The organism is Aquimarina sp. U1-2, from assembly GCF_017897595.1.
Lineage (GTDB): Bacteria > Bacteroidota > Bacteroidia > Flavobacteriales > Flavobacteriaceae > Aquimarina.
On sequence record NZ_JAGKIK010000014.1, the window covers coordinates 1 to 23926 of the forward strand.

At 35.3% G+C, this 23926-nt stretch carries 14 protein-coding genes; 3 read left to right on the top strand and 11 right to left on the bottom strand.

Annotated elements, in window-relative coordinates:
* Positions 1–363: 363 nt before the first annotated feature.
* Positions 364–2964, bottom strand: coding sequence for an ATP-dependent chaperone ClpB (gene clpB / locus J8281_RS15455; protein ID WP_210198554.1), 2601 nt, complete (start codon positions 2962–2964; stop codon positions 364–366).
* Between the two features lie 238 nt (positions 2965–3202).
* Between clpB and ytxJ the strand changes: the two genes are divergently transcribed.
* Positions 3203–3598, top strand: coding sequence for a bacillithiol system redox-active protein YtxJ (gene ytxJ / locus J8281_RS15460; RefSeq protein ID WP_210198555.1), 396 nt, complete (start codon positions 3203–3205; stop codon positions 3596–3598).
* A gap of 128 nt (positions 3599–3726) precedes the next feature.
* Here ytxJ and fahA read toward each other — a convergent pair whose 3' ends face one another.
* Positions 3727–5007 carry a fumarylacetoacetase gene (gene fahA / locus J8281_RS15465; protein ID WP_210198556.1) on the bottom strand — a complete coding sequence of 427 codons (1281 nt, stop codon included), beginning with the start codon at positions 5005–5007 and terminating at the stop codon, positions 3727–3729.
* A 307-nt stretch (positions 5008–5314) separates the two neighbouring features.
* Here fahA and glyA point away from each other — a divergent pair, with 307 nt between their 5' ends.
* Positions 5315–6589, top strand: coding sequence for a serine hydroxymethyltransferase (gene glyA / locus J8281_RS15470; RefSeq protein WP_210198629.1), 1275 nt, complete (start codon positions 5315–5317; stop codon positions 6587–6589).
* Positions 6590–6633: 44 nt separating this feature from the next.
* On the opposite strand, the gene J8281_RS15475 is transcribed toward glyA, so the two are convergent.
* Positions 6634–7179, bottom strand: a complete 546-nt coding sequence (locus J8281_RS15475; RefSeq protein ID WP_210198557.1) for a GNAT family N-acetyltransferase — start codon at positions 7177–7179, stop codon at positions 6634–6636.
* Between the two features lie 302 nt (positions 7180–7481).
* Complete coding sequence (locus J8281_RS15480; protein WP_210198558.1) at positions 7482–9029, bottom strand: hypothetical protein; 1548 nt, start codon at positions 9027–9029, stop codon at positions 7482–7484.
* 414 nt (positions 9030–9443) lie between these two features.
* On the opposite strand from J8281_RS15480, the gene lpdA reads away from it, so the two are divergent.
* On the top strand, positions 9444–10850 hold the full coding sequence (gene lpdA / locus J8281_RS15485) for a dihydrolipoyl dehydrogenase (protein WP_210198559.1): 1407 nt from the start codon (positions 9444–9446) through the stop codon (positions 10848–10850).
* Positions 10851–10999: 149 nt separating this feature from the next.
* Here lpdA and J8281_RS15490 read toward each other — a convergent pair whose 3' ends face one another.
* The 7 genes from J8281_RS15490 to J8281_RS15520 form a co-directional block, all read right to left on the bottom strand.
* The gene (locus J8281_RS15490) at positions 11000–11692 is read right to left on the bottom strand and encodes a hypothetical protein (RefSeq protein ID WP_210198560.1); all 693 of its coding nucleotides are present in this window, start codon (positions 11690–11692) and stop codon (positions 11000–11002) included.
* Positions 11693–11694: 2 nt separating this feature from the next.
* Complete coding sequence (locus tag J8281_RS15495) at positions 11695–15195, bottom strand: T9SS type A sorting domain-containing protein (RefSeq protein WP_210198561.1); 3501 nt, start codon at positions 15193–15195, stop codon at positions 11695–11697.
* 218 nt (positions 15196–15413) lie between these two features.
* Entirely contained in the window at positions 15414–16706 is a 1293-nt protein-coding gene (locus J8281_RS15500) for an HlyD family secretion protein (protein WP_210198562.1), read from the bottom strand.
* Positions 16707–17081: 375 nt separating this feature from the next.
* Positions 17082–19286, bottom strand: a complete 2205-nt coding sequence (locus tag J8281_RS15505) for a peptidase domain-containing ABC transporter (protein ID WP_210198563.1) — start codon at positions 19284–19286, stop codon at positions 17082–17084.
* A 217-nt stretch (positions 19287–19503) separates the two neighbouring features.
* Entirely contained in the window at positions 19504–20931 is a 1428-nt protein-coding gene (locus tag J8281_RS15510) for an alpha-amylase (RefSeq protein WP_371812625.1), read from the bottom strand.
* A 183-nt stretch (positions 20932–21114) separates the two neighbouring features.
* Positions 21115–22230 (bottom strand): SusE domain-containing protein, encoded by a 1116-nt coding sequence (locus J8281_RS15515; RefSeq protein WP_210198565.1) that lies wholly within the window; start codon positions 22228–22230, stop codon positions 21115–21117.
* A gap of 21 nt (positions 22231–22251) precedes the next feature.
* A complete protein-coding gene (locus J8281_RS15520) occupies positions 22252–23916 on the bottom strand; it encodes a RagB/SusD family nutrient uptake outer membrane protein (protein ID WP_210198566.1) in 1665 nt (554 codons plus the stop codon).
* Positions 23917–23926 lie beyond the last annotated feature (10 nt).

Consider the following 23926-nt stretch of genomic DNA (forward strand, 5'->3'; position numbering starts at 1 on the left):
TGGTATCAAGAATATTTGCAGTAGTAAACAGAGGTACGGAATATGTTGATGTTTTAAAATATGCTTGTTAACATTGTTGATAAGATCAACTCTTTAAACTTGTTTTTATCATAGAATGCTATGCTGAAACTTAGAAAACACTCTTCCAACGCTACGTCTCGCCCAAAGCAATGCTTTGTCGTGGCATTTTCAACCCTCATAACGAAATTCTAATGCATAAACCGGGTTTAGAGTAGAACTTGTATAACAGTTTATCACAATAGAAGATGCTACGAGAATAGCCAGTCCAAAAAAAATAGAATCTTTTGAAGGAACACCTCGTGAGATAGCTCACGAGGTGTTTTTGTTATTAAAATTGGTATCTTAAGATACCAAATCTGCCTGGTTTCTAAAAACCAAGTTGTCATCAAATTCATCAAGTAAGATGATACTTTCAGTAGATATGGTTCCTGCAAGGATTTCTTTTGACAATTTATTGAGTACTTCTTTCTGTATGGTTCGTTTTACCGGCCGTGCACCAAATTCTGGTTGAAAGCCTCTTTCTGATAAAAACTCAATAGCCTCTTCGGTGGCATCTAAAGTAATATGTTGTTGCGATAACATTTTAGATACATGTTGAAGCTGAAGCTGTACTATTTCCTTTATATTTTCCTGAGTTAAGGGTGAAAACATAACGATATCATCAATTCTATTCAAAAATTCTGGTCGTACAGATTGTTTCAGTAATCCCAAAACTTCTATCTTGGCAGCTTCCATAGCAGTATCCATATCTTTTATAGCTTCATACTTTTCTTGAATGATATGGCTACCCATATTACTGGTCATGATAATAATCGTATTCCTGAAGTCTGCTGTTCTTCCTTTATTATCAGTGAGTCGGCCTTCATCCAAAACTTGCAATAAAATATTGAAGGTATCTGGATGTGCTTTTTCAATTTCGTCAAGTAGCACTACCGAGTACGGTTTTCTACGCACAGCTTCTGTAAGTTGCCCTCCTTCATCATAACCTACATATCCCGGAGGTGCCCCAACCAATCGACTTACCGAGTGTCGTTCTTGATATTCACTCATATCAATTCTGGTCATGGCGGCTTCATTGTCAAAAAGATATTCTGCCAAAGCTTTTGCCAGCTCGGTTTTTCCTATACCTGTAGTTCCTAAAAACAGAAAGGAGCCGATAGGTTTTTTTTGATCCTGCAATCCGGCACGACTTCTACGAACTGCGTCACTCACTGCCCGAATAGCTTCTTTTTGACCTACCACGCGTTTTTGTAACTCTGCTTCGAGGTGTAATAATTTCTCCCGCTCACTTTGTAACATTTTGGTAACCGGGATACCCGTCCACTTGGCGACCACCTCTGCAATATCATCATTGGTCACTTCTTCTTTGATGAGCGACGAAGTGCTTTGCTGTTCTTGCAATTGTCGTTGTAAATCTTCCAGCCTTTCTTGAGACTCTTTGATTTTTCCGTACCTGATTTCGGCTACTTTACCATAATCACCATTACGCTCTGCCCGTTCTGCTTCGAGTTTAAATTCTTCAATATCTGTTTTCGTGTTCTGGATAGCGTCAACCACTTCTTTTTCACTTTGCCATTTCGAAAAGATCTCATTTCTTTCTTCTTTAATATTGGCCAAGTCTGCATTTAATGCTTTAAGTTTAGCCTCGTCATCTTCTCTTTTTATGGCGGCAATCTCAATTTCGAGTTGCATCATTTTTCGATCCAATACATCTAGCTCTTCAGGTTTCGAATTAATTTCCATTCTAAGCTTTGATGCAGCCTCGTCCATAAGGTCTATCGCTTTATCAGGTAGAAATCTATTGGTAATGTATCGTTGTGATAGTTCTACTGCCGCAATAATTGCTTCATCCTTAATACGAACTTTGTGATGTGTTTCATATTTTTCTTTGATTCCTCGAAGTATGGAAATCGCACTCTCGGTATCGGGTTCGTCGACAGTTACTTTTTGAAAACGTCTTTCTAGCGCTTTGTCTTTTTCAAAATATTTTTGATACTCATCCAGAGTGGTAGCGCCTATGGCTCTCAATTCACCGCGAGCAAGGGCAGGTTTTAAAATATTGGCGGCATCCATGGCTCCTTGTCCGCCACCTGCACCTACAAGAGTGTGTATTTCGTCAATAAAAAGAACAATATCACCATCACTCACAGTCACTTCTTTTACAACAGCTTTAAGTCTTTCTTCAAACTCACCTTTAAATTTTGCGCCTGCAATTAATGCGCCCATATCCAAAGAAAAGATTTGTTTATCCTTTAGATTTTCTGGGATATCCCCTGCAATAATACGATGTGCGAGTCCTTCGGCAATGGCGGTTTTACCTACACCGGGTTCTCCTACCAACATGGGGTTGTTTTTTGTTCTTCTAGATAGAATTTGCAGTACTCTTCTAATCTCTTCATCACGACCGATAACCGGATCTAGCTTTCCGCTTTCAGCCATTTCATTGAGATTTTTGGCGTATTTGTTTAGTGATTGATATGTTTCTTCGGCACTTTGCGAGGTAACTCGTTCACCTTTGCGTATTTCGTTAATGGCTTCAGTCAAATATTTTTCGGTAACACCTTGATCTTTAAGTATCTGTGAAATTTTGCTTTTCGATTTAAATATCGCAATGACCAGATGTTCTATAGCTACATATTCATCGTTCATTTTTTTTGCGATGATACTTGCTTCATTAAGTGTCTTCCCGGCTTCTCGAGATAACTGAATGTCTCCACCGCTAACTTTAGGGAAACTTTCTAGCGTACTGTCTAGTACTTGTTGTAAGATTTGAATATTTACATTCAGCTTTTTTAGTAAAAAAGGAAGTACGTTTTCATCGATCTCAAAGATAGCTTTAAACAAGTGTTCATTTTCTATTTGTTGATGCCCTAAGCCTTGTGCAAGTTGTTGTGCTTGCTGTATGGCTTCTTGTGATTTTATAGTAAGATTATTAAAATTCATTATTTTTTTTTTAAGTTCATGATAGAGAATCAAATCATATTCCTTTTATCAAGAAGAGACAAAATGTCTCGATATTTTATAGATAAACTGACTTTTTGACATTTTTATTAGCGCTTTAAAAGGATGTATTACCTCGTGAGCTTGTCACCGAGGTGATTTACTTCTAAGGAACTGTTTTGAAATTAGTCTCAATTTAAAAATGATTTACCTAATTTTGTATGAAATAAATGGTAAAAAAATGGGAATATTTGATAAATTTTTCAATTCAGAAAAAAATGAGGACAAAGAACAAAAGAAAAAATTACCATGGAAAGACTTAACAACAATCGATCAGTTAGAAGCTATAGCTGAAGCTTCGAAAACCATCCCCCAAGCCATATTTAAACATTCAACCCGATGTGGTATTAGTGGTATGGTGATTCGTAATTTTGAAGCTAGTTTTGATGTTCCGGAAAATCAAATTGATCTCTATTATTTAGATCTATTGGCTTACAGGGATGTGTCTTCAGAAATTGCTGCAAGATTTGGGATATTTCATGAATCGCCACAATTTATAGTTATTCGTAATGGAGAAGCTGTGCATCATGCATCACATAGTACAATCACTCCACAAGTATTACATCAATATTTGTAGTATTATGCTGCACACTAAACCTGTTTTACACGGTAAAGGTGACCTGTGCACACTAAGAGGTATATAAATGTATAAACAAAAACCTCGAAATTGAATTTTTCGAGGTTTTACTAGAGCCTACACTACTTTTATTTTTTGAATACGGGAAGCAACGTTGTAGATACTTCTCCAAAACCAATACGTACACCGTCTTTCTCACAAAATCCTCGCATAATTACGGTATCGTTATCCTCAATAAACTTACGACTACCACCAGATTTTAATTGAACAGGTTTTTCTCCTTTCCAACTCAATTCCAGCATGGATCCATAAGAATCCGGAGTAGGTCCGGATAGCGTACCACTGCCCATCATATCTCCAGAATTAACAGGGCAACCGTTTACGGTATGATGTGCCAATTGTTGCGCCATATTCCAATACATATGTTTAAAATTGCTTTTAGAAACCACAGTTTCTTCTGTATTTTTTGGTTGAATTGCTACTTCTAAATGAATATCAAAACTTTTTGCCCCTTCGTATTGAAGATACGGTAATTGCTCTTTAACAGGTTTCGGACCCGCCGTCCGGTAGGGCTCAAGCGCATCAAGAGTTACTATCCAAGGAGAGATAGAGGATGCAAAATTTTTGCCCAAAAACGGACCAAGAGGAACATATTCCCATTTCTGAATATCTCTGGCGCTCCAGTCGTTAAATAGAACCAATCCAAAAATATAGTCTTCTGCTTCTTGTATCGGGATGGGCTCCCCAAGTTGATTAGCATCAGTAGTGATAAAAGCCATTTCGAGCTCAAAATCAACCAGTCGTGACGGACCAAAAATAGGTTCTGTTGCACCATTAGTGAGTTTTTGACCTTGTGGCCGATGTATTGGTATTCCTGAAGGAATAATAGAACTACTACGGCCATGGTATCCTACCGGAAGATGCAGCCAGTTGGGCATCAAGGCATTATCTTTACCTCTAAACATCGTGCCTACGTTCGTAGCATGCTCTATACTGCTATAAAAATCGGTATAATCGCCAACACTAACCGGAAGTTGCATTTCTATTTCGTCTAGCGAGAAAAGCACTTCCTGACGGTGTTTTTTATTGTTTTTTAAGGTGTCGTTTTTTTCGTCAAATATTTCTGCGATACGATTACGCACCAATCTCCATGTCTTTTTTCCATCAGAAATAAAATCGTTGAGCGAATCTTGTAAAAAAATATCATCGGTAAGCGGTATGCCATCAAAATAACCAAGTTGATGTAATGCACCTAAATCAATTGCAGTATCGCCTATTCTGGTTCCGATAGTTATAATGTCATCTCTAGTTAAAAAAACCCCAAATGGAATGTTTTGAATCGGAAAATCTGTGTGATGTTTTGTTTTGATCCAGGTTTTTCTATCTGGATTATTCGCTGTTATTGGCATTATAGTTCTTTTAAACGTTTTGGGTTATTCTTCTAAATCAAATATATAATTTTCGAGCGGTTAAAGAATTTTTATTTTGTGAAAAATGTATAAAAAAATGATAAGATATGGTATAACATTCGTTTCTATAGGGTTTTTAAATGAATGATATGTTTCACGATAGTACAAAAAGTGTTTTTCGTATGCTGAAATGCAAGAAAAATAATAAAAGCTGTGAACAAGTTGTTTATATTTATTAGGGATTGTTTAAGTGCATATCAAAGATGTATTCCTTATTTTTGCCACTTTATTAACAAATCAGGAATACATGCAACGCGACGAACAAATATTTGATTTAATTCAGGACGAAAAAGAGCGTCAAATCAACGGATTAGAATTAATAGCCTCAGAAAATTTTGTTAGTGAACAAGTAATGGAAGCCGCAGGCTCGGTATTGACTAATAAATATGCCGAAGGCTATCCTGGTAAAAGATATTATGGGGGGTGTGCAGTGGTAGATATTGTAGAACAAATAGCTATAGATCGTGCCAAAGAATTGTTTGGCGCAGCATATGCAAATGTTCAGCCCCATTCTGGTTCTCAGGCCAATACTGCTGTGTATCATGCATGTTTACATCCTGGAGATAAAATCCTTGGTTTTGATCTCTCACATGGTGGTCACTTGACCCATGGGTCCCCTGTTAATTTTTCAGGAAAACTTTATCGTCCGGTATTTTATGGAGTAGAAGAGGATACAGGAAGATTAAACTATGATAAAATACAAGAAATTGCTTTAGCAGAAAAGCCGCAACTCATTATTGCCGGAGCTTCGGCATATTCTCGAGAAATAGATTACAAAAAATTTAGAGAGATTGCAGATAGCGTAGATGCCTTATTATTGGCCGATATTGCACATCCGGCCGGTCTTATCGCCAAAGGTGTGATTGCAGACCCTGTACCGCACTGCCATATAGTGACCACGACCACTCATAAAACGTTAAGAGGGCCTCGTGGAGGATTGATCATTATGGGTAAAGATTTTGAAAACCCTTTTGGTATAACACTTAAGAATGGTAAAAAACGTATGATGTCTTCACTATTAGACAGCGCCGTTTTTCCAGGTAATCAAGGTGGGCCTTTAGAACATATCATAGCAGCTAAAGCAATCGCGTTTGGTGAAGCGTTGAGTGATAAGTTTTTGGATTATATTGTACAGGTAAAGAAAAATGCTGCTGTAATGGCAGAAGCTTTTGTGAATAAAGGATATAAAGTTATTTCTAATGGTACCGACAATCATATGATGTTGATCGATTTACGAAATAAAGGCGTTACCGGTAAACAAGCTGAAGAAGCTTTGGGTATTGCCGAAATCACTGTCAATAAAAATATGGTTCCTTTTGATGATAAATCACCTTTTGTAACATCAGGTATTCGTATTGGTGTTGCAGCTGTAACTACCAGAGGACTTAAAGAAGAAGATATGAGTGCTATCGTAACTCTAATTGACAAAGTGATTCAAAATGTGGAAAACGAAGAAGCACTACATGGTGTTGCAGATGAAGTTAATGCGATGATGGCAGATAAACCTTTGTTTGTGAGTTAATTATATTCGTTTTACTTCTCTTAGCTAGGTGGCTTAGGTTGTAATTATTGTAATTCTGATTTTGAAATGTAGTATAGAACGCAAGATTCTAATTTCTCATAGCCAGAGAGTTTAGGATGGTTGAAGGTTTTTACATAGTGCATCCCAATTTTTTTCATAATTATTGCTGATTTTTTATTGATACTAGGAGCAACTGCATATATTTCTCGTAATCCGATAGTGTTGAAACCATATGCTAAGCAAGCTTTTGCACCTTCGGTAGCGTATCCTTGGTTCCAGCTACTTTTTTTGAGCCGCCAGCCTATGTCTACAAAAGATTTGGGTGCTTTAAGATAGGTTTGTAGGCAGAGACCAATAAATCCTATACATTCTTTGGTTTCTAAAACATCAACAGCAAAATAGCAAAATTTTTGTTCACTTTGCATGCGTTGCATATTTTCAATAAACTTTTTTGTATCTTGTTTAGAGGGTTTGAAAGGAAAAAATTCCATGACGTCATCATCGTTATTAATTTCGGATAAAATGTCGACATCAGTATCTTTCCAGTTTCTGAAACCTAGTCTTTTTGAAGTAAAAATATATGAATTCATAGTCGGAGTCATGATATCTGTTTAAAATCATTGTTGTCCAATAAAAAAGTTGATAAGCTCTGAAAATCGCTATTGCCATTAAGAAATTATGAGTTTATAGAAAAGACACCTTGCTTTTTTAAAATTTAGACAACTTATTTTGAAACTGAATTGCCTTTACTTCAAAAACCATGATAGACAAGTATTTACAAATTAGTCTTTGTTCTATTTTCTAGCAGCGCAGCGGTCTATTTTCTTTAACCGGACAATACTGATTTAAAATATATCATAGATGTCTTATAAATGCCCAAATTGATATCACTTTAGTCAAAAGAAATACTTTCATAAGCTCCAATATCTGGAGCTATCGTATTTCTTGGAATTCCTAGAATGTCGAAACCTAAAGTTGGAGTAGCAGCTCTTCCATTTGCTGCAGAATTTTCCCCAATACTGAGCATATTGTCAAACGGAGCCTTAAACTCTGGTTCTTCATTTAAAATGACATCTTCAAATAAATCCATATTTGTAAAATCATACATCGGGTCATTGATAAGCGTATCATTAAAGTCATTAAATCGGATTAAACAATTTTTAAAATTGTAATTAAATGTGGTTCCTTCAACTTTATTAAACAATACTTCGATATTCTGATCTCCATAGATGATAGTATTTGTAAAATTAGCTTCAACCAAATCAGCAACCAGGACTTCAGACTCACTTATAGCAATATTATTATCAATAAGTACTGCGGGTAAATCTCGAAAACCTGTGCCTATACTCGAAAAGTTTGTAAATGTACAATGATTAAAATTATAAGTACCTCCAAGAGAACAATTTAAAGATACTTGTCCGGCATTATTAATGACTAAATTCTCTGCAAAAACGTTTCCGGCGCGTGCCAAAAGTCCAACATTCGAGCTATTATATATTTGAGAGTTTGTTACGGTGAGTGTGGGATTCAAACCTCCATCGTTCGAGTCCATTAATATCCCCACGGTCGCATTTTTTATGGTCGCATGATTAATAGTATGACCTGTGCTGCCTGCGGTAAGCCATATGGTTCCCCACTGCCCGGGAATATTATTAAAAAGAGGTTCTAATCGATCTCCTTCAAAAATTACTTCATTTTCCAGACGTTCAGGATCGATACTTAATTCCCCATTTATCTGTAAGGTAGCAGCATTTGCAACAATGATCCCAGAGTTGGCATGAAAATGAACTCTAGCCCCGGCATCTATGGTAAGTGTTTTACCTTCAGGTACGGCAATATATCCATAGATAACATAAGGTTTTTCGTTTGTAAATCTAAGTTGATCATCGCTAAGAAAGAAACCTTCAATTCTGATTTCATTATTTTGACTATCTACTCCTAATAAAAGTGTTTCTACCTCACCAGTCATCGTATTTCTCGACGGAAATAGAAAAGTAGCATCTTTTATAAGGGTAACCAAGTCGATATCCTGCTGATTATTAGCTTGATCAAAAAGTATGCGATCTGTATATAAAAACTCAGATTCTGATGTTTGATCAGTAATATCGGTTGTAGTTTCTACAAAAATAAAGATGCTATCTTTTGCCAATACCTGTATGTTTTCGAAAGATTTTCCTGCAATACCATCGACATTTAGCCTGTAATTTGAAGTAGATCCTCGTTCTAAAGCGATAGCAGGGATGGTAAAATCATCATTCGTACGATTATATACTTTGAAACTATACGTACTGGATCCAATGTTGGTGAAAATAGTGTCTAAAAACAACGTATCTGTCGAAAATTCTAAATTACCGCTGCTAGGATCAGATTCAAAGTCGTTACGACATGAACTCCATAAAATAAGTATAATTACTAGAAAAAGTGTAACTAAATAACGCATGGTTCTTTGTAATTTAAGGCTAATGTTTCAAATTAGTTCTTCTTTATAAAAACCAATCAAAAGCATAGACAAATTTCACCGCTCATATTTTGAGTTAAATGTATGACTTTTCAGCAGTACGTCTAATCATTTTTAATAAAAATTTGATAAGATGAGTGCTTCGATAAGAAATAAAACATTTGTACCTTTGTGTATCCCGTAAGTATACGGGATATTTTAATGAATAAAATCCTCTTGAGGCAGCGCTCAGGGTGTAGTGAACAGAGACTAAGTTTTTTAGAGACAAGGTCAAAATGATCTAGTTTATTGATTGCCAATGCAAAGCGATCTTGATTCGGATTATAATGGCTCTACCATGGGATTGTTCATTTTTTTGGAAAAAACAAAATAGTATTTACAATATAAGTATAGCGTATGAGTACATATGATGTAGCAGTAATAGGTTCGGGACCTGGTGGATATGTGGCCGCAATTCGTTGCGCACAACTCGGAATGAAAACAGCCATTATCGAAAAATACAAAACCCTGGGCGGAACGTGTCTTAACGTAGGTTGCATTCCCAGTAAGGCTTTATTAGATTCTTCTCATCATTATGAAGACGCTATAAAACATTTTTCAGATCACGGAATTGAGATTCCGGGAGATGTAAAAATTAATTTGGAAAAAATGATTGCACGCAAGCAAGCAGTCGTGGATCAAACGTGTGACGGAGTTAGTTTTTTAATGAAGAAAAACAATATTGATGTTTTTGAGGGGGTAGGAGCTTTTAAAGATGCTACACATATCGATATTACCAAAAATGATGCTAAAAAAGAGACCATTGAGGCTAAGCATGTCATTATTGCAACAGGATCAAAACCTGCGACGCTACCCTTCATTAAAATTGATAAAAAGCGAGTAATCACATCGACCGAAGCTTTAAAATTAAAAGAAATTCCTAAGCATATGATTATTATTGGGGGTGGAGTGATAGGTTTAGAATTAGGACAAGTTTATCGTCGATTAGGAGCAGAGGTTTCTGTAATAGAGTACATGGATAGAATTATACCCGGGATGGATAAGTCGTTGTCTCGAGAATTGCAAAAGGTCTTAAAAAAGCAAGGAGTAAAGTTCTATACTTCACATAAAGTTACTGCTTTAAAGTCTGGTGCCAAAGAGGTAACGATTACTGCTGATGATAAGAAAGGAAACTCGGCAGAGTTTAAAGGTGATTATTGTTTGGTTTCTGTTGGAAGACGTCCTTTTACCGATGGATTAAATGCAGAAGCTGCCGGAGTTAAGATCAACGATAAGGGGCAAATTGAAGTAAATGATCATCTACAGACCAACGTTGCAACTATTTATGCCATAGGGGATGTAGTACAAGGAGCAATGCTTGCTCATAAAGCCGAAGAAGAAGGTACTTTTGTAGCAGAAACTATTGCAGGACAAAAACCACATATAGATTATAATTTAATTCCTGGCGTGGTATATACATGGCCAGAAGTGGCTGCTGTAGGTAAAACCGAAGAAGAGTTGAAAGAGGCTGGGATCCAATATAAAGCAGGTCAATTTCCATTTAGAGCTTTAGGAAGATCTCGTGCAAGCGCTGATTTGGATGGTTTTGTCAAAATTTTGGCAGACGAAAATACAGATGAGGTGCTTGGGGTACACATGGTAGGTGCACGATGCGCAGATTTAATAGCTGAAGCAGTTACGGCTATGGAGTTTAGAGCCTCTGCAGAAGATATTTCTAGAATGTCGCATGCACATCCTACTTTTGCTGAAGCCGTAAAAGAAGCAGCACTGGCAGCAACAGATAATAGGGCGTTGCATGTGTAAGCTTTATAAGGATTAAGATAACGAAAATTTCGATAAGGTTTAATATAGCTATAAGTGCTTTATGAAAGCATACTATTAAACCATAAATTCAAGGTGTATATACTTTCAAGCTCTATTTTTCAATATCTTAATCGATTTTTAATATATGTTTACTCTGAAATGAAAGTCCAAATTTGCCCAATCGATTCTGCTCCATTTTCATCTTTTGCAACGATTTTCCAGTAATATTTTTTTGTACTTTCAATAATCGTGGTGAAAGTGGTGTCTTCTTGATCAGAAGAAACTATCGAAACAGGAGGTGTAACAGTGTCAACATATACATCATAGGTTAAGGCATCTCCGTCAGCATCATTTGCTGTCCATTCTAAAATAAGTGTTCCTGCTTCGTTTTTCGAATTTAATGCAGGTTGAATCAGCATCGGAGAAAAAGGAGCATGATTTTCAATCCCTTCACCTTCAGTAAATAAGCTAAAAGTTGTTGAGTACTCACTAGAAGCATTTTCAGCATCTATGGCTTTTACTCTCCAATAATAGGGAAACCCTTTTTCTAATGTGAAAGTATGAGTGGCAGCAGAAGTATTTTCGTTAAGTATTATTTCTGAAAATTGATTATCTTTTGCTACATCTATTTGATAGGTAATTTCGTCATTATTACTATCTGTTGAGACTTCCCACTTAAAATCAAGAGTGTTTTCTGTACATAACAAATTATTTTTTGGATATACCAATTTAGGCACTGTAGGAGCATTGTTTTGTTGAGCAGGGGCAATATCATTATTAGAATCTGTACTACAAGAAAACAAAGCCATACTTAAGGCTATGATGCTTAAAATCAATTTCATCGTTATTGTTTTATTATTTTTATAAATTTTGGTTCGTTTGCCTTGATTTTCATGAAATATATTCCTTTAGATAATTCAAGTAAAGAAATTTCAATTTTGTTGTTTTTGATTTCATATAACCCAGACAATATTAGTTGTCCTTTTGTATCGTATATCGCGATATCAGTATGACTTTTACTATTATTCGGAATAAAAACAGATAATTTTTCTTTTGTTGGGTTGGGATAAACTAAAGTTTTATGGTTGTCGAGAATAACTTGTTTCTCATATACTCCCTCGCAAGCAATTTTGGTAGCTACTTTCAAACGATCTCCATGTGCAACTTTTACAGAAAATACAGATACATCGGTACTGAAAACCTCTTTATTGTTTATAAAAATAGCATAGGGTGGGGTTCCAGAGGTAATTTTTACCATCTCTACCGGGTCTGTGCTATTTTGTAGAGTTGTAGATTTACCATCAATTGGCGTTGCAGCAGCTACAATCGAATTGAAGCATTGTTCGTACTCCGGATATTTAGGAATTGTAATGCAAATTTCATATTGAGCTGGTTTAAGATTTTCTATCAAAAGATCAGAATCAAAAGTGTACTCTTTACCACCGACAGTAACAGCATAATCATAGACTTCTGTTGTATTGATATGTATTTGACCATTACCTTTACCTATGCAAGTTTCTCCAATACTTCTAATTTTGAAATTATCTGGAGGCAATTGAAAAGCTATAGGGCAACCAAAATTATCAACCTCAGTATTTAAAGGAGTAGTAGGGCAGGAATCTTTATCATTGGTAACACCGTCGTTGTCATCATCTAGTTGGCTTTGTGAACATCCATTGGAATTTACTGTTTCTCCGATAGGGGTATTAGGACATAGGTCTATATCATTGGTAACACCGTCGTTGTCATCATCTAGTTGGCTTTGCGAACATCCATTGGAGTTTACTGTTGCTCCGATAGAGGTATTAGGACATAGATCTTTATCATTGGTAACACCGTCGTTATCATCATCTAGTTGGCTTTGCGAACATCCATTGGAATTTACTGTTTCTCCGATAGGGGTATTAGGACATAGGTCTATATCATTGGTAACACCGTCGTTGTCATCATCTATTTGGCTTTGCGAACATCCATTTGGGTTTACTGTTTCTCCGATAGAGGTATTAGGGCATAGGTCTATATCATTGTCTACTCCGTCATCATCTAAATCCAACTCATTAATGATCCTATTCTCAAACCAAGCTATTTTCTTATCTTTACTGGAAGCAGATGCTATATCAATTTTTTTATCTTTATTAATATAAGATAAATATAAGTGTTCTACTTTATCTATATTTTCAGTAATTATTTGACTATTACCAAAACTACCGTTTCCATCAATATTTTCATACCAAACAATTTTATTTAAGAAATCGGTAGTTCCAACAGGCCAGCTACTTTTATTATACAAAGAAGCAGCAGCAATTATATCTTTATCTCCATCATTATCAATATCACCTGCAACAACAAAATTGCCCCCTATTAGATCAGATGAAATTACGTTAGCCGTACCAAATTTTCCATTTCCATCTAAATTTTCGCTCCAATATATTTTGTCTTCTTTGCTAGAAACCGATAAAATGTCCAAATCATTATCTCCATCTATATCTTCAACAGCAAAAGATTCTATACTATTTAAAACCAAAATCAACGAAGTATCATTATTTAGAGTAAAATTTCCTTTACCATCTGTATTTTCATACCAGTATAAACGACTATCAGTATCAAATATAACATCTAAGTCATTATCTCCATCAATATCTGAAGCTATAACCTGATCTGTTTCATGAAGATCTAACGAGATGCTTATTTCGTTAGGAAATTCAGCAAATTTTCCATTACCATCTATATTTTCATACCACGACACTTTATTTTCTCCAAAGTCTGATGGTGTTATTATAAAATCATTGTCATTATCGCCATCGATATCAGCTATTTGAATTGCTTTAACCTGCTCGTTAGCAACAAGGCGCCTATGATCAATGAAATTTCCATTACCATCTATATTTTCATACCATACTATAGTTTTTCCGTATGTTGCAGCAATATCAATATCACCATCACTATCAATATCCCCAGTTACAACAACAACTGCTGTGGTTCCAAAAGCATCTATTATTCCTAAATCAGATGAAATTAATTTTTGAGAAGAATAATTTCCATTACCATCTCTATTTTCATACCATGATAAATTCCCATATTCATTAGAAAAAATTGGATTTTCTGAAATGGAGACTAAGTCTTGATCTCCATCATTATCAAAATCAGCACCGAGTACCTGATAAGCTTCAAAAGGTACTATATTTAGCACATTGTAATTAGAAAATATACCATTACCTAAATTTTTTTGCCAAGCAATTGTATAATATCTTACAGTGTTAAAAGATATAATATCTTTATAACCATCACCATCTAAATGTGCTGGAATTAAATTAACTCCTCTAAAACCTTTAGAGATTAGATGGTTTTTGTCAAAGTTTTGACCATCTACATTTTCAATCCACATAGTTCTCTCAAATGATTTATATAAAATATCTAAATCTCCATCGTTATCAATATCTGACGAAAAAATTTGTCTAGGAACATCTTCTCCATTTGTAGAGCTAAGGATCTCTTGATTAGTAAAGTTTCCTCCGTTATCTTTTTGATTTCTTGATAGAACAATTTTTTCATCATTTCTTCCCACTTTTATAGCTGTTACAACATCGATATCATCATCATTATCAATATCTAAGACCGTAATTGCTCTAACTTCATTTCGATAAGTTGAAATATTTTGATCAACAAAAGAAGTTGCATTGCCTTTGTTTTCTATCCAAAAAACTTCTTCGTTGGAATGAGCAACTATGTCTATATCATTATCAAAATCGACATCTTTTGCTATCATGTACTCTGGAGTTTTTACGGAGATATATGACATATTAGATATATCAAAATTTCCATTACCATCTATATTTTCAATCCAGAAAATACCAGAGTGCAAGACCAAGATTATGTCATTATCGTTGTCGCCATCTATATCTGTAGCGATCAAATTTTTTAAACTTCCTCCTGCAAAAGGGTAACCTATATTTATTGTTTTTTCATCGCCTAAAATTCCGTCACCTAAATTTTCATACACTCTTATTGTATTATTACGTCTACTCGGAATAAAAATTATTAAATCTAAGTCATTGTCGTTATCTAAATCTTTAGCTTCAATAGTTTTTATGTCACGTATATTTTCTATTAAAATCTTAGGTGATTCAAAGTCTCCTTTATCGTTTTCAAACCATCTTAATTTATCCCCTGATTCGAAAATAATATCTGTATCATTATCTCCATCTAAATCAAATGCAGTTACCATATCAGGGTAAAAAACAGGAGTTACGCTTGGATCAAAAACAGGAGTTTCATTAAATTGAGAATAACTGTAATTGAAAAGTATAAGTGTTAATAATGGTATTGTTTTCTTTATGTAATTCATGGTTAATGATAAGTATGACAAAATAATATTTTAGTATTCTTGTAAATAAGTGCTTAAATCAAAAACGAGTAACACTTTAAATATTTAAAATTGCGAATATACTCAAAAACTTTTAGGTTCTAGTTTTATAAAAAAAATATGTCCTGTATCGGTTTAAAGTTAAAGATTCAGAACTTTTTTGAAAGCAAGTCTAGTATACAATCAAAATGAAAAATGGTTTATTTATCCATAATCTTTCGAAATTGATAGAAAAAACGTTCAATAAGACGAAGATCTTCTGTAATGATCTCAACAATACCTCTCATTTCTTGTTTAAATGGAATTTCTGTATTGTATGTAGTGATTAATTTTTCAGGAAGCGCGACGTCAATTAAATAGAGGCCATCTTTATCTGGTAAAAGAGAGATGTTTTTTACAGTTCCTTTTAACGTACCAAATTCATCATCTGGGAAATTTTCCAAGCGAATATTGGCAGTTTGCCCAATTTTTATTTTACCTGAATTTTGTGAGGGCGCTTTAATTTTGGCTAAATAGGATGAATCTTCTGACGGGATAATGATAAATACCAAGTCGCCAGCAGTCACTGTTTGATTTTGAGTCCAAAAATTAAGAAAGGAAACACGCCCTTCTATATCAGACTTTAGAACATATTGAAGCTCCCAATCTTTAATGCTTTTTTTTAATTGATCGAAAGACTGTAAGACTTTTTTGCGCAGGTTTACTTCCTCTTTTTGCTGGTTAATTTCAGTCCCTCTCGAGGTCTTGGTTGCTGCACTTATGCTTTCATTGATCTGCGAAAGCTGTACGTTATTACTTTCATAATTACGCTCGGCTTGCAGGAGATCAATTTTCTTATTTTCAAATTCCTGAGCAGAGATGACCCCCTTATCAAACAAATTTTGCTGTCGCTCAAAATCCTTTTTCTTAAAGTCAAGCTCGGTTCGTGCGATTCTTTTTTGCCCCTTTAAGCTTTCTTGCCTTCGATACAGTTCTGATAGTGAAATTTGATTAGCAAGCGCCTCATTAGAAAAGGGTTGTAATTCTTTATTTAATAGATATTCAGAATAACTGTTTTCAAAGATGGCAAAGCTAGTTTCAATGTCTCCCAAAAATAAAATAGGAAGTTCTTTGATGGGAAATGCAAATGAAGTGCTCGTGATAGATATCGTATCAATTATAGATTTTAGTGTAAAAACGTCTTGATAATTTGCCGTATTGGTAAGAATAGCCAAAGGTGTATACGCTGGTACCATTTGTCCGTCTTCAACCAAAATGGCTTCAATTTTACCACTAACCTGGGCATATTCCTTTTGTGGCGGAATCTGAGTGGTTATGATAGCTTCTGCCGGGATTACATCAGGATACTTTATCAACCACGATAAAAATAACAGTAGCAATACCAAAACCAGAATGAGTAAATTGCCCCATCTAATCATCCAATGAGGTACTCTATTCAGTATTTCCTGAACTTCTTCACTTCTTAATTGTATTTCGTCTAAAGCTTCTGGCATTTCTTTGCTTAGTGTTGTGTATTAAGTATTAAGTATTGAGTATTCGATATTCAGTATTCGATATTCGATATTCGATATTCAGTATTCGATATTCAGTATTCGATATTCAGTATTCGATATTCAGTATTCGATATTCAGTATTCGATATTCAGTATTCGATATTCAGTATTCGATATTCAGTATTCAGTATCTAGTATTCACTATTCAGTATTCAGTATCTAGTATTCACTATTCAGTATTCAGTGTTCAATATTCAGTATTCAATATTCAGTATTAAGAGTAGGCTTTTTGTGTGATACGTACACATTAATACACAAGTTATCAACTTGTTTACACATTTAAATGCTATTTCTGTATCCTTCTAAACACTAATCTTTACTTACCCAGCTCTAATTGATTTTTGACTAAATTATAATAATTTCCTTTCTTTTTAATCAATTCTTCATGATTTCCTACTTCGATAATTTTACCTTTATCCAAAACGACAATCTGAAAAGCATTTTTTACGGTGCTTAGGCGATGTGCAATGACCATTACGGTTTTGTTTTCGAAAAAAGTATCTAATTTTTCCATAATCACTTTTTCATTATTGGCATCAAGGGCTGAAGTGGCCTCGTCGAAAAACAAATATTTTGGATTTTTATATACCGAACGTGCGATAAACAAACGTTGTTTTTGACCAGTACTAAGACCTACACCTTCCATTCCTATTTTAGTATTATACGAAAGAGGAAGTGATTCAATAAATTCTTTAATATTGGCTACGTCGACAGCATGGGCTAATTTTTTCTTGTCTACATAATCTTCACCTACAGCAATATTATTGGCAATCGTATCGTTAAAAATGTATCCTTCTTGCATAACCACTCCAAAATGTTCTCTCCAGGATCTTTGTGATACATGTTGTAAATCATGCGGACCGATAAAAATTTGACCTTCGTCTGGATTATAAAACTTAAGTAAAAGTTTCATCAAGGTGGTTTTTCCACTGCCACTTACACCCACTACAGCAGTTATTTTGTTGGCAGGAATAGACAGGTTGAGGTTCTCTAGCACTTTCTTGTCTGATCCTACGTATCTAAAAGCGAGATCTTTAATTTCAAAGCCAGAGTTCTCAGGTATCTCTTTTATTTTTTCTGCACCAGTCTGTTCTTCGTTTTCTTTATTATGAATTTCGCCTAATCGTTCTAACGATATTTGAGCATCTTGTAATTCTCTTAAGAAATTAATCAGTTGCATTATTGGGGCATTAAGTTGTCCTACAATTGCAGTTATGGCAAGCATCATACCCAATGTTATTTCTCCGTCGATTACCAGTTTGGCAGAAAATACAGTGATTAGAATATTTTTTAGCTCATTAATAAATGAAGACCCAACACTTTGATACTGCTCGAGTGCTAGATTTTCGATCGAAATTTTAAATAATTTGGCTTGAACAAACTCCCAGTTCCATCGTTTTCTTTTTTCGGCATTGTGTAATTTAATCTCTTGCATGCCATTAACCAGTTCAATTACTTTACTTTGCTCTTCACTAATTTGAGAAAAACGCTTGTAATCTAATTTTTTACGTTTTTTAAAGAAAATTAAGATCCAGGCAAAGTAGAGCGCGCTTCCGATAGCAAAAATACCAAAGATCGACAAGCTGTAATAGATCAATACGACGCTAAAAACGATTAAATTAACCATCGAAAATAGCACATTGAGCGATGACATCGTTAATATTTGTTCTATTCGCTTATGATCATTAATTCGCTGTAATAAATCTCCCGTCATCTTCACATCGAAATAGGAGATAGGCAAATTCATGAGTTTGATAAAAAAGTCTGAAATCAAAGAAATATTAATACGCGTACTTAAATGCAGTAAAATCCAACTTCGAAGTACTTCGATGAGTGTTCGCCCTATAAAAAGAGATAGCATGGCGATTAAAACGAGATAAACAAAATTTATATCCTGATTTTTTATACCAACATCTACAATACTTTGTGTAAGAAAAGGAGTAATAAGTTGTAATAAACTACCGGCACCCAAACCTAAGGCAAGCTGAAATAAAAAGGATTTGTATTTAAGTATGTACTTAGATATAAATTTGAACCCAAACTTTTCATCTTCTTCATCAAGATCGTCATTATAAAATTTTGGAGTAGGTTCGAGTAAAAGTGCCACCCCTTCTTCGGTATGTTCATCGGCATTATTACCAATCCAGGCTTTGATGAATTCTTCTTTAGAATACGTAATTAATCCGTGAGCTGGATCAGATACATAAATAGTTGCCTCACCGTTACGTTTAAATTTTACCTTATAAACTACCACATAGTGTACTTTGTTCCAGTGCACGATACAGGGTAGGGGGACTTCTTCTAGTTTTCTTAGCGAAAGTTTTACTCCCAGAGATCGAAATCCAATTTCTTCTACAGCATCACTAAGCCCTAAAAGAGAACTGCCTTCTCGAGTAGTCTCGCTAAGCGTTCGAAGTTTTTGTGTATTAAGAACTCTTCCGTAGTGTTTTGCTATGATTTTTATACAAGTCGGACCACAATCTTTGGATTCAGCTTGCTTATAAAACGGAAATTTAGGCATTAAGTTTACGTAATTATAATGATGATGTATGTAAAAATGATGTTCTACTACTAGAAGATCCTTTTTACAAAGTAAAGTAATTCTTTTGTATTATGATTGAAATGATCAATTTTGCTGGCTCGAAATTTTTAAAAACGAGTAGAATACGTCTAAATCAGTATGACAAGAGCACCTATAAAAGGTGCTCTTGACTTTGGCTTATTCTACTATTGTGTTACTATTTACTAATGGACCAGATAGAAAAACTACCCGCTTTGGCGTAAATTGTTGTATTTCCTTCAGCATCGGTGCTTGGGGTTATTTTAGAATTATTAGCATAATCAACAAGGGTTTTGTTCTCCCAATTCGTTTGCATAGTATATTGCTTGGTATTGTTACTTATGTTCATGTAGAAGATAAGTCCTGGGTTATCACCAGAACCATTTCTTTTCATAATGTATTCATCTTTATTAGCTTCAATAATTTCTATATCACCAGTAGCGATAGTACTATTAATTAAAATCAGATTTTGAATTTGCTTTTTAAAAGATTCGTTTTCATAATCAAGATAGAAAATTGTAGGATACCCATCATGAGTCAACATATAGGCATATGCTAATAATTTATTGGCATAGCTTATGTTATTATTTGTATTTTCATCTTTCTCTGTATCATGATTCGCTGTAAATGTAACCGCTTTGTCAGGATATATTTTACGTAGCATATTGCCTTCTTCTCCTAGCGCAGTAAGATCTTTGTTACGGTCTAGAGACTCTTCTAACCTATAGAAACATGCAAAATCAAAAGCAGGAGATCCAGAGGCATCTACCCAATCTTTCAGCACCTGTTGATTGCCATCAAAATTTTCTCCTACCGAGAATCCTCCAACCTTATCATTCCATGCTTTTACCCATTTAGGAGCAAAGCTTTTTACGTAATCAAAACGCCAACCGTCAAAACCAAGTGATTTGTAAAATTCTGCTACAGAGTCATCTCGGCCCCATAACCATTCTTGTACATAAGGAACAGCGTGGCTAAGATCTGTTTCGGCAAAAAATAAGGCTCCTTCGTCAGCATCAACAATTGCGTTAGGATGAAAATGTTCAAAATTTCTATTAAATTTTCCAGAGGCATTTCCATTTTCTTCATCAAAAAGGCTGTATACTTCTGCATCTCTGTAGGGGTTGTACTGCAAGCCACCACCAGAGTTATGTCCCATAACGATATCTGCAATGACTTCGATATCATTATCATGTGATTTTTGAATAAGGTTTTCAAGTTCTTCACGAGATCCAAAACGTGTTTCTTTGTTTTCTGACCCTCTTTGACTAAATTCTCCTACATCAAAATAATCCATGGGATCATACCCCATAGAAAATTGTCCTGAAGCTCCTTTTCCCGGAGCAGGTAACCAAATTCTATTGATTCCAGCCGCAGCCCAATCTTCAATTTTTGAACTTACTTCGTCATACCAACCGCCTATTGGCTCTACATCCCAATAAAATGCTTGCATGAGTACCCCTGCATCAGCTTTTATAAACGGGGTAAGATCCATTTTTAAATCTTCTTGACCTGCTTCAGCTTCTTGGTTGTTAGAAGCATCATCATCGTTTGAACAACCTGAAAAAATTGCTATGCAGGCGCCTATAAGAAGCGTACTTTTTATAGAATTTTTTATATTTTTTTTCACACGTTTAAATTTTAGTAATTATCGAGAAATACATTAATGATAAAATTGAGAACGTATGTAACCGCTGCGCTCTCACATTAAAAATTTTATAACTATTCGTTTTATCATTAATAAAGTTTAGAGGCTGTTGATCCTAACAGCCTCTTATACATTATGCTCTTAATTTGTTACAGGAGTAAGCATAAAACTATACCCTCTTGGTTCGCTAAAATCAAGTGCAATTAAAAATGTACCTCCTGATGCTACAGCAATATTCGACCCACCTTCGTCTAGTGATCCATCTCCGTTATCATCGTTTCCATAGTTCAGGGACCAGGCATCATTTGCTCTAAATTTAATCTCACCAGAAGAAAGATCCAAGGTAGTAGTCCAAACCTTTGTATCTTTATCATACGTAAGGTCATGATCCTGATCTGGACCTGGTTCGGCTGGGGCAAAGCCTAAAGGTGTAGACGAACCTGTAATGGCCCATTCTGTTTTTGTTAGGGTGTAGGTAAGTGCTTCAATATCTACATTGATTTTGTAATATCCTGCAATAGGAACAACGATATTTTTACTGGCATCGTCTCGTAATAAAGTTCCAGATGTTCCAGAATCATTAGTATCCCCAAAGTTTCCATCAAAATTAACATTTGTAGGAGTAATCTTAAAATTGGAATTATCATTGGCAAAAAACACATATCCTTCAAACTTAGAACTTGTAAAGTTTTCTGCTATTAGCGTAGGTGTTGCGGGGTCTGAAGGATTCCAATTCGCACCATAACCGCTATCCTGAGCATAATCACCGGGCAGCCATAATCTAGGCAACTCGGTCGAATAGGGGGTTAGCGTAATGGCAAGAATGTTTGAGTTCATAGCTACTCCGTCATTACTTCCTAAAGAAGAAATAACACGAACTTCTAGAGCACCTTCTTCGTCTATTACTAATCCGGTTTTTATTGCCAGATCATTAAGGTCTTTTACGGTCCAGGTATACGAACGCTCTACTGTAGAAGCAGCTTCGATCGCATTTTCAAAATTGGTACCTGCATTGGCAACCATGATACTGTAAGAAACAGGGGTTTGAAAATTATAATCGGCATCGTTCCAAACCACAGTAAGTGCCTGATTGTTTTCAACCTCTTTATTTAAAGTAACGGTTGTATTAGCCGTTACAATTACTGGTGCGGTAGCCGACTCTTCCTGAATAATAAATTCAGGCCCTTCATCATCTATACAAGAATAGAAGTTAAGCAAAGTAATACCTGCTAAAATTAAAATTGAAATTTTTTTCATGACTGTATAAATTAAGTTTTTCTATAATTCGAATCCTGGATTTTGTCCTAAATTTGGATTTGCTGATCTACTTGATGCAGGTACCGGAAAGCGTTTAAATTTTTCATCAATCGCAGTACCGTTTTGTGGGCCTCCTTTAAACGACCAGGTATAACTGCCGCCCGTATACAGATCGAAACGAATAAGGTCTTGTCTTCTATGCGCTTCCCAATGTAATTCTCGAGCTCGTTCATCAAGTATAAAATCGAGTGTTAGATCCCCTTCTGAAATATTTGCAGAGCTATTGTTAAAGGCTCGCTCTCTAAGCAAATTGATGTATCGGGTTGCAGTAGTTAGATCTCCGCCGCCTCCTTCAAGGTGAGCCTCTGCATACATTAAATAAACATCTGCAAGTCTGAACAAAGGAAAATCGGTATCGACAAACAATTGATCCTGACCAGGCTCACCATTTGAGCTAATATTAGAATATTTTGCCATTAAATACCCTGACGAAGTATCCAGTAAATCTGCACCTATAGCAATATCCCTTTCTACCGGTGGATTAGGACCAGGAACTACCGGTACGTCAAATTTTACTAAGGTATTTCTTTCATCATTATTAAATAAAGGCGCTTCAAAAGTTAGAGATAATTCTTCTCGTACTCTAAATAAGTTTCCGAAGCCAATAGCACCAAAGTCAGCAGGTGTAGGTCTAAAATCTCCATTTGCGTTCTGTTGTCCTTGTATAATGATTGATGCTCCTCCAAAATTTCGTACCGAAACACCATCTGCAACAACAGGAAATATAATTTCATTTTGTGCCCCGTTACTATTGTTATCTGCATTAAAATTATTAAGATAATTAGGTGTTAAACTATATCCGCTATTGATGATTTCTTCGCATACTCTAAGGCAATCAGCAAAACGATTATTGCTATTCTCTAGGAATACTTCAGCATTGAGGTATAACTTGGCAAGAATCATTTTTGCTACTCCTTTATTAGCTCTGCCATATTGTTCGGCATTGCCTGGATTTACATCGAGTAATTGATCCTCTACCTCGAGCAACTCTGTTTCTATGTAGTTAAACAGATCATCTCCTGCAATTTCTTGAACTCTGGTAAATCCAACAGGATCATTTTCTGTAGCAAAAGGAGCTCTTCTAAAAAGATCCAATAAATGATAATTTGCCAAAGCTCTTAAAACTCGTGCCTCTGCTCTATACGTACGTATTTCTTGTTTCGCTGCCTCATCAACTCCGCGCTCATTTAATTTATCTTCTGTAGTTTGTCTTAAAAACTCGTTGGCTAATGAAATTTGAAATGTAGCTCTGGCCCAAAATCCTAAAACTATAACATTATTCGCATCCCAGCTATTACGTTGTATTTGACGTATTCCCTGATCATTTTCAAAATTCCATAGTACTTCGTCAGAAGCTAAACTTTGTAAATTAAATAATCCTCTTATATAATTACCGGTACCGGCATCGATCCCTGCAAGATTAGATGTGCCCGGATCATCTAAACCAACGACCGAAAAGTTAGCATACACTCCTGCTATTGCTCGATCATATCCCCCGGGCTGGTTAAAAACATCTTCAGCCAATAGGTCATCATCGTCTTCAAGTTCGATATCGAGGTCTCCTTCGCAAGAACTTAAAATCCCTACGAATAGAAATGCGTATAAAAAAGATATATATATTTTCATTGCTAGTTTT

Excerpts from the sequence above, each read along its gene's own strand:
- J8281_RS15505 (WP_210198563.1), bottom strand. The coding sequence starts at position 19,286 with ATGCCTAAATTTCCGTTTTATAAGCAAGCTGAATCCAAAGATTGTGGT.
- J8281_RS15520 (WP_210198566.1), bottom strand. The coding sequence starts at position 23,916 with ATGAAAATATATATATCTTTTTTATACGCATTTCTATTCGTAGGGATT.
- J8281_RS15515 (WP_210198565.1), bottom strand. The coding sequence starts at position 22,230 with ATGAAAAAAATTTCAATTTTAATTTTAGCAGGTATTACTTTGCTTAAC.
- ytxJ (WP_210198555.1), top strand. The coding sequence starts at position 3,203 with ATGGGAATATTTGATAAATTTTTCAATTCAGAAAAAAATGAGGACAAA.
- J8281_RS15490 (WP_210198560.1), bottom strand. The coding sequence starts at position 11,692 with ATGAAATTGATTTTAAGCATCATAGCCTTAAGTATGGCTTTGTTTTCT.
- lpdA (WP_210198559.1), top strand. The coding sequence starts at position 9,444 with ATGAGTACATATGATGTAGCAGTAATAGGTTCGGGACCTGGTGGATAT.
- J8281_RS15500 (WP_210198562.1), bottom strand. The coding sequence starts at position 16,706 with ATGCCAGAAGCTTTAGACGAAATACAATTAAGAAGTGAAGAAGTTCAG.
- J8281_RS15495 (WP_210198561.1), bottom strand. The coding sequence starts at position 15,195 with ATGAATTACATAAAGAAAACAATACCATTATTAACACTTATACTTTTC.
- clpB (WP_210198554.1), bottom strand. The coding sequence starts at position 2,964 with ATGAATTTTAATAATCTTACTATAAAATCACAAGAAGCCATACAGCAA.
- J8281_RS15480 (WP_210198558.1), bottom strand. The coding sequence starts at position 9,029 with ATGCGTTATTTAGTTACACTTTTTCTAGTAATTATACTTATTTTATGG.
- J8281_RS15475 (WP_210198557.1), bottom strand. The coding sequence starts at position 7,179 with ATGAATTCATATATTTTTACTTCAAAAAGACTAGGTTTCAGAAACTGG.
- fahA (WP_210198556.1), bottom strand. The coding sequence starts at position 5,007 with ATGCCAATAACAGCGAATAATCCAGATAGAAAAACCTGGATCAAAACA.
- glyA (WP_210198629.1), top strand. The coding sequence starts at position 5,315 with ATGCAACGCGACGAACAAATATTTGATTTAATTCAGGACGAAAAAGAG.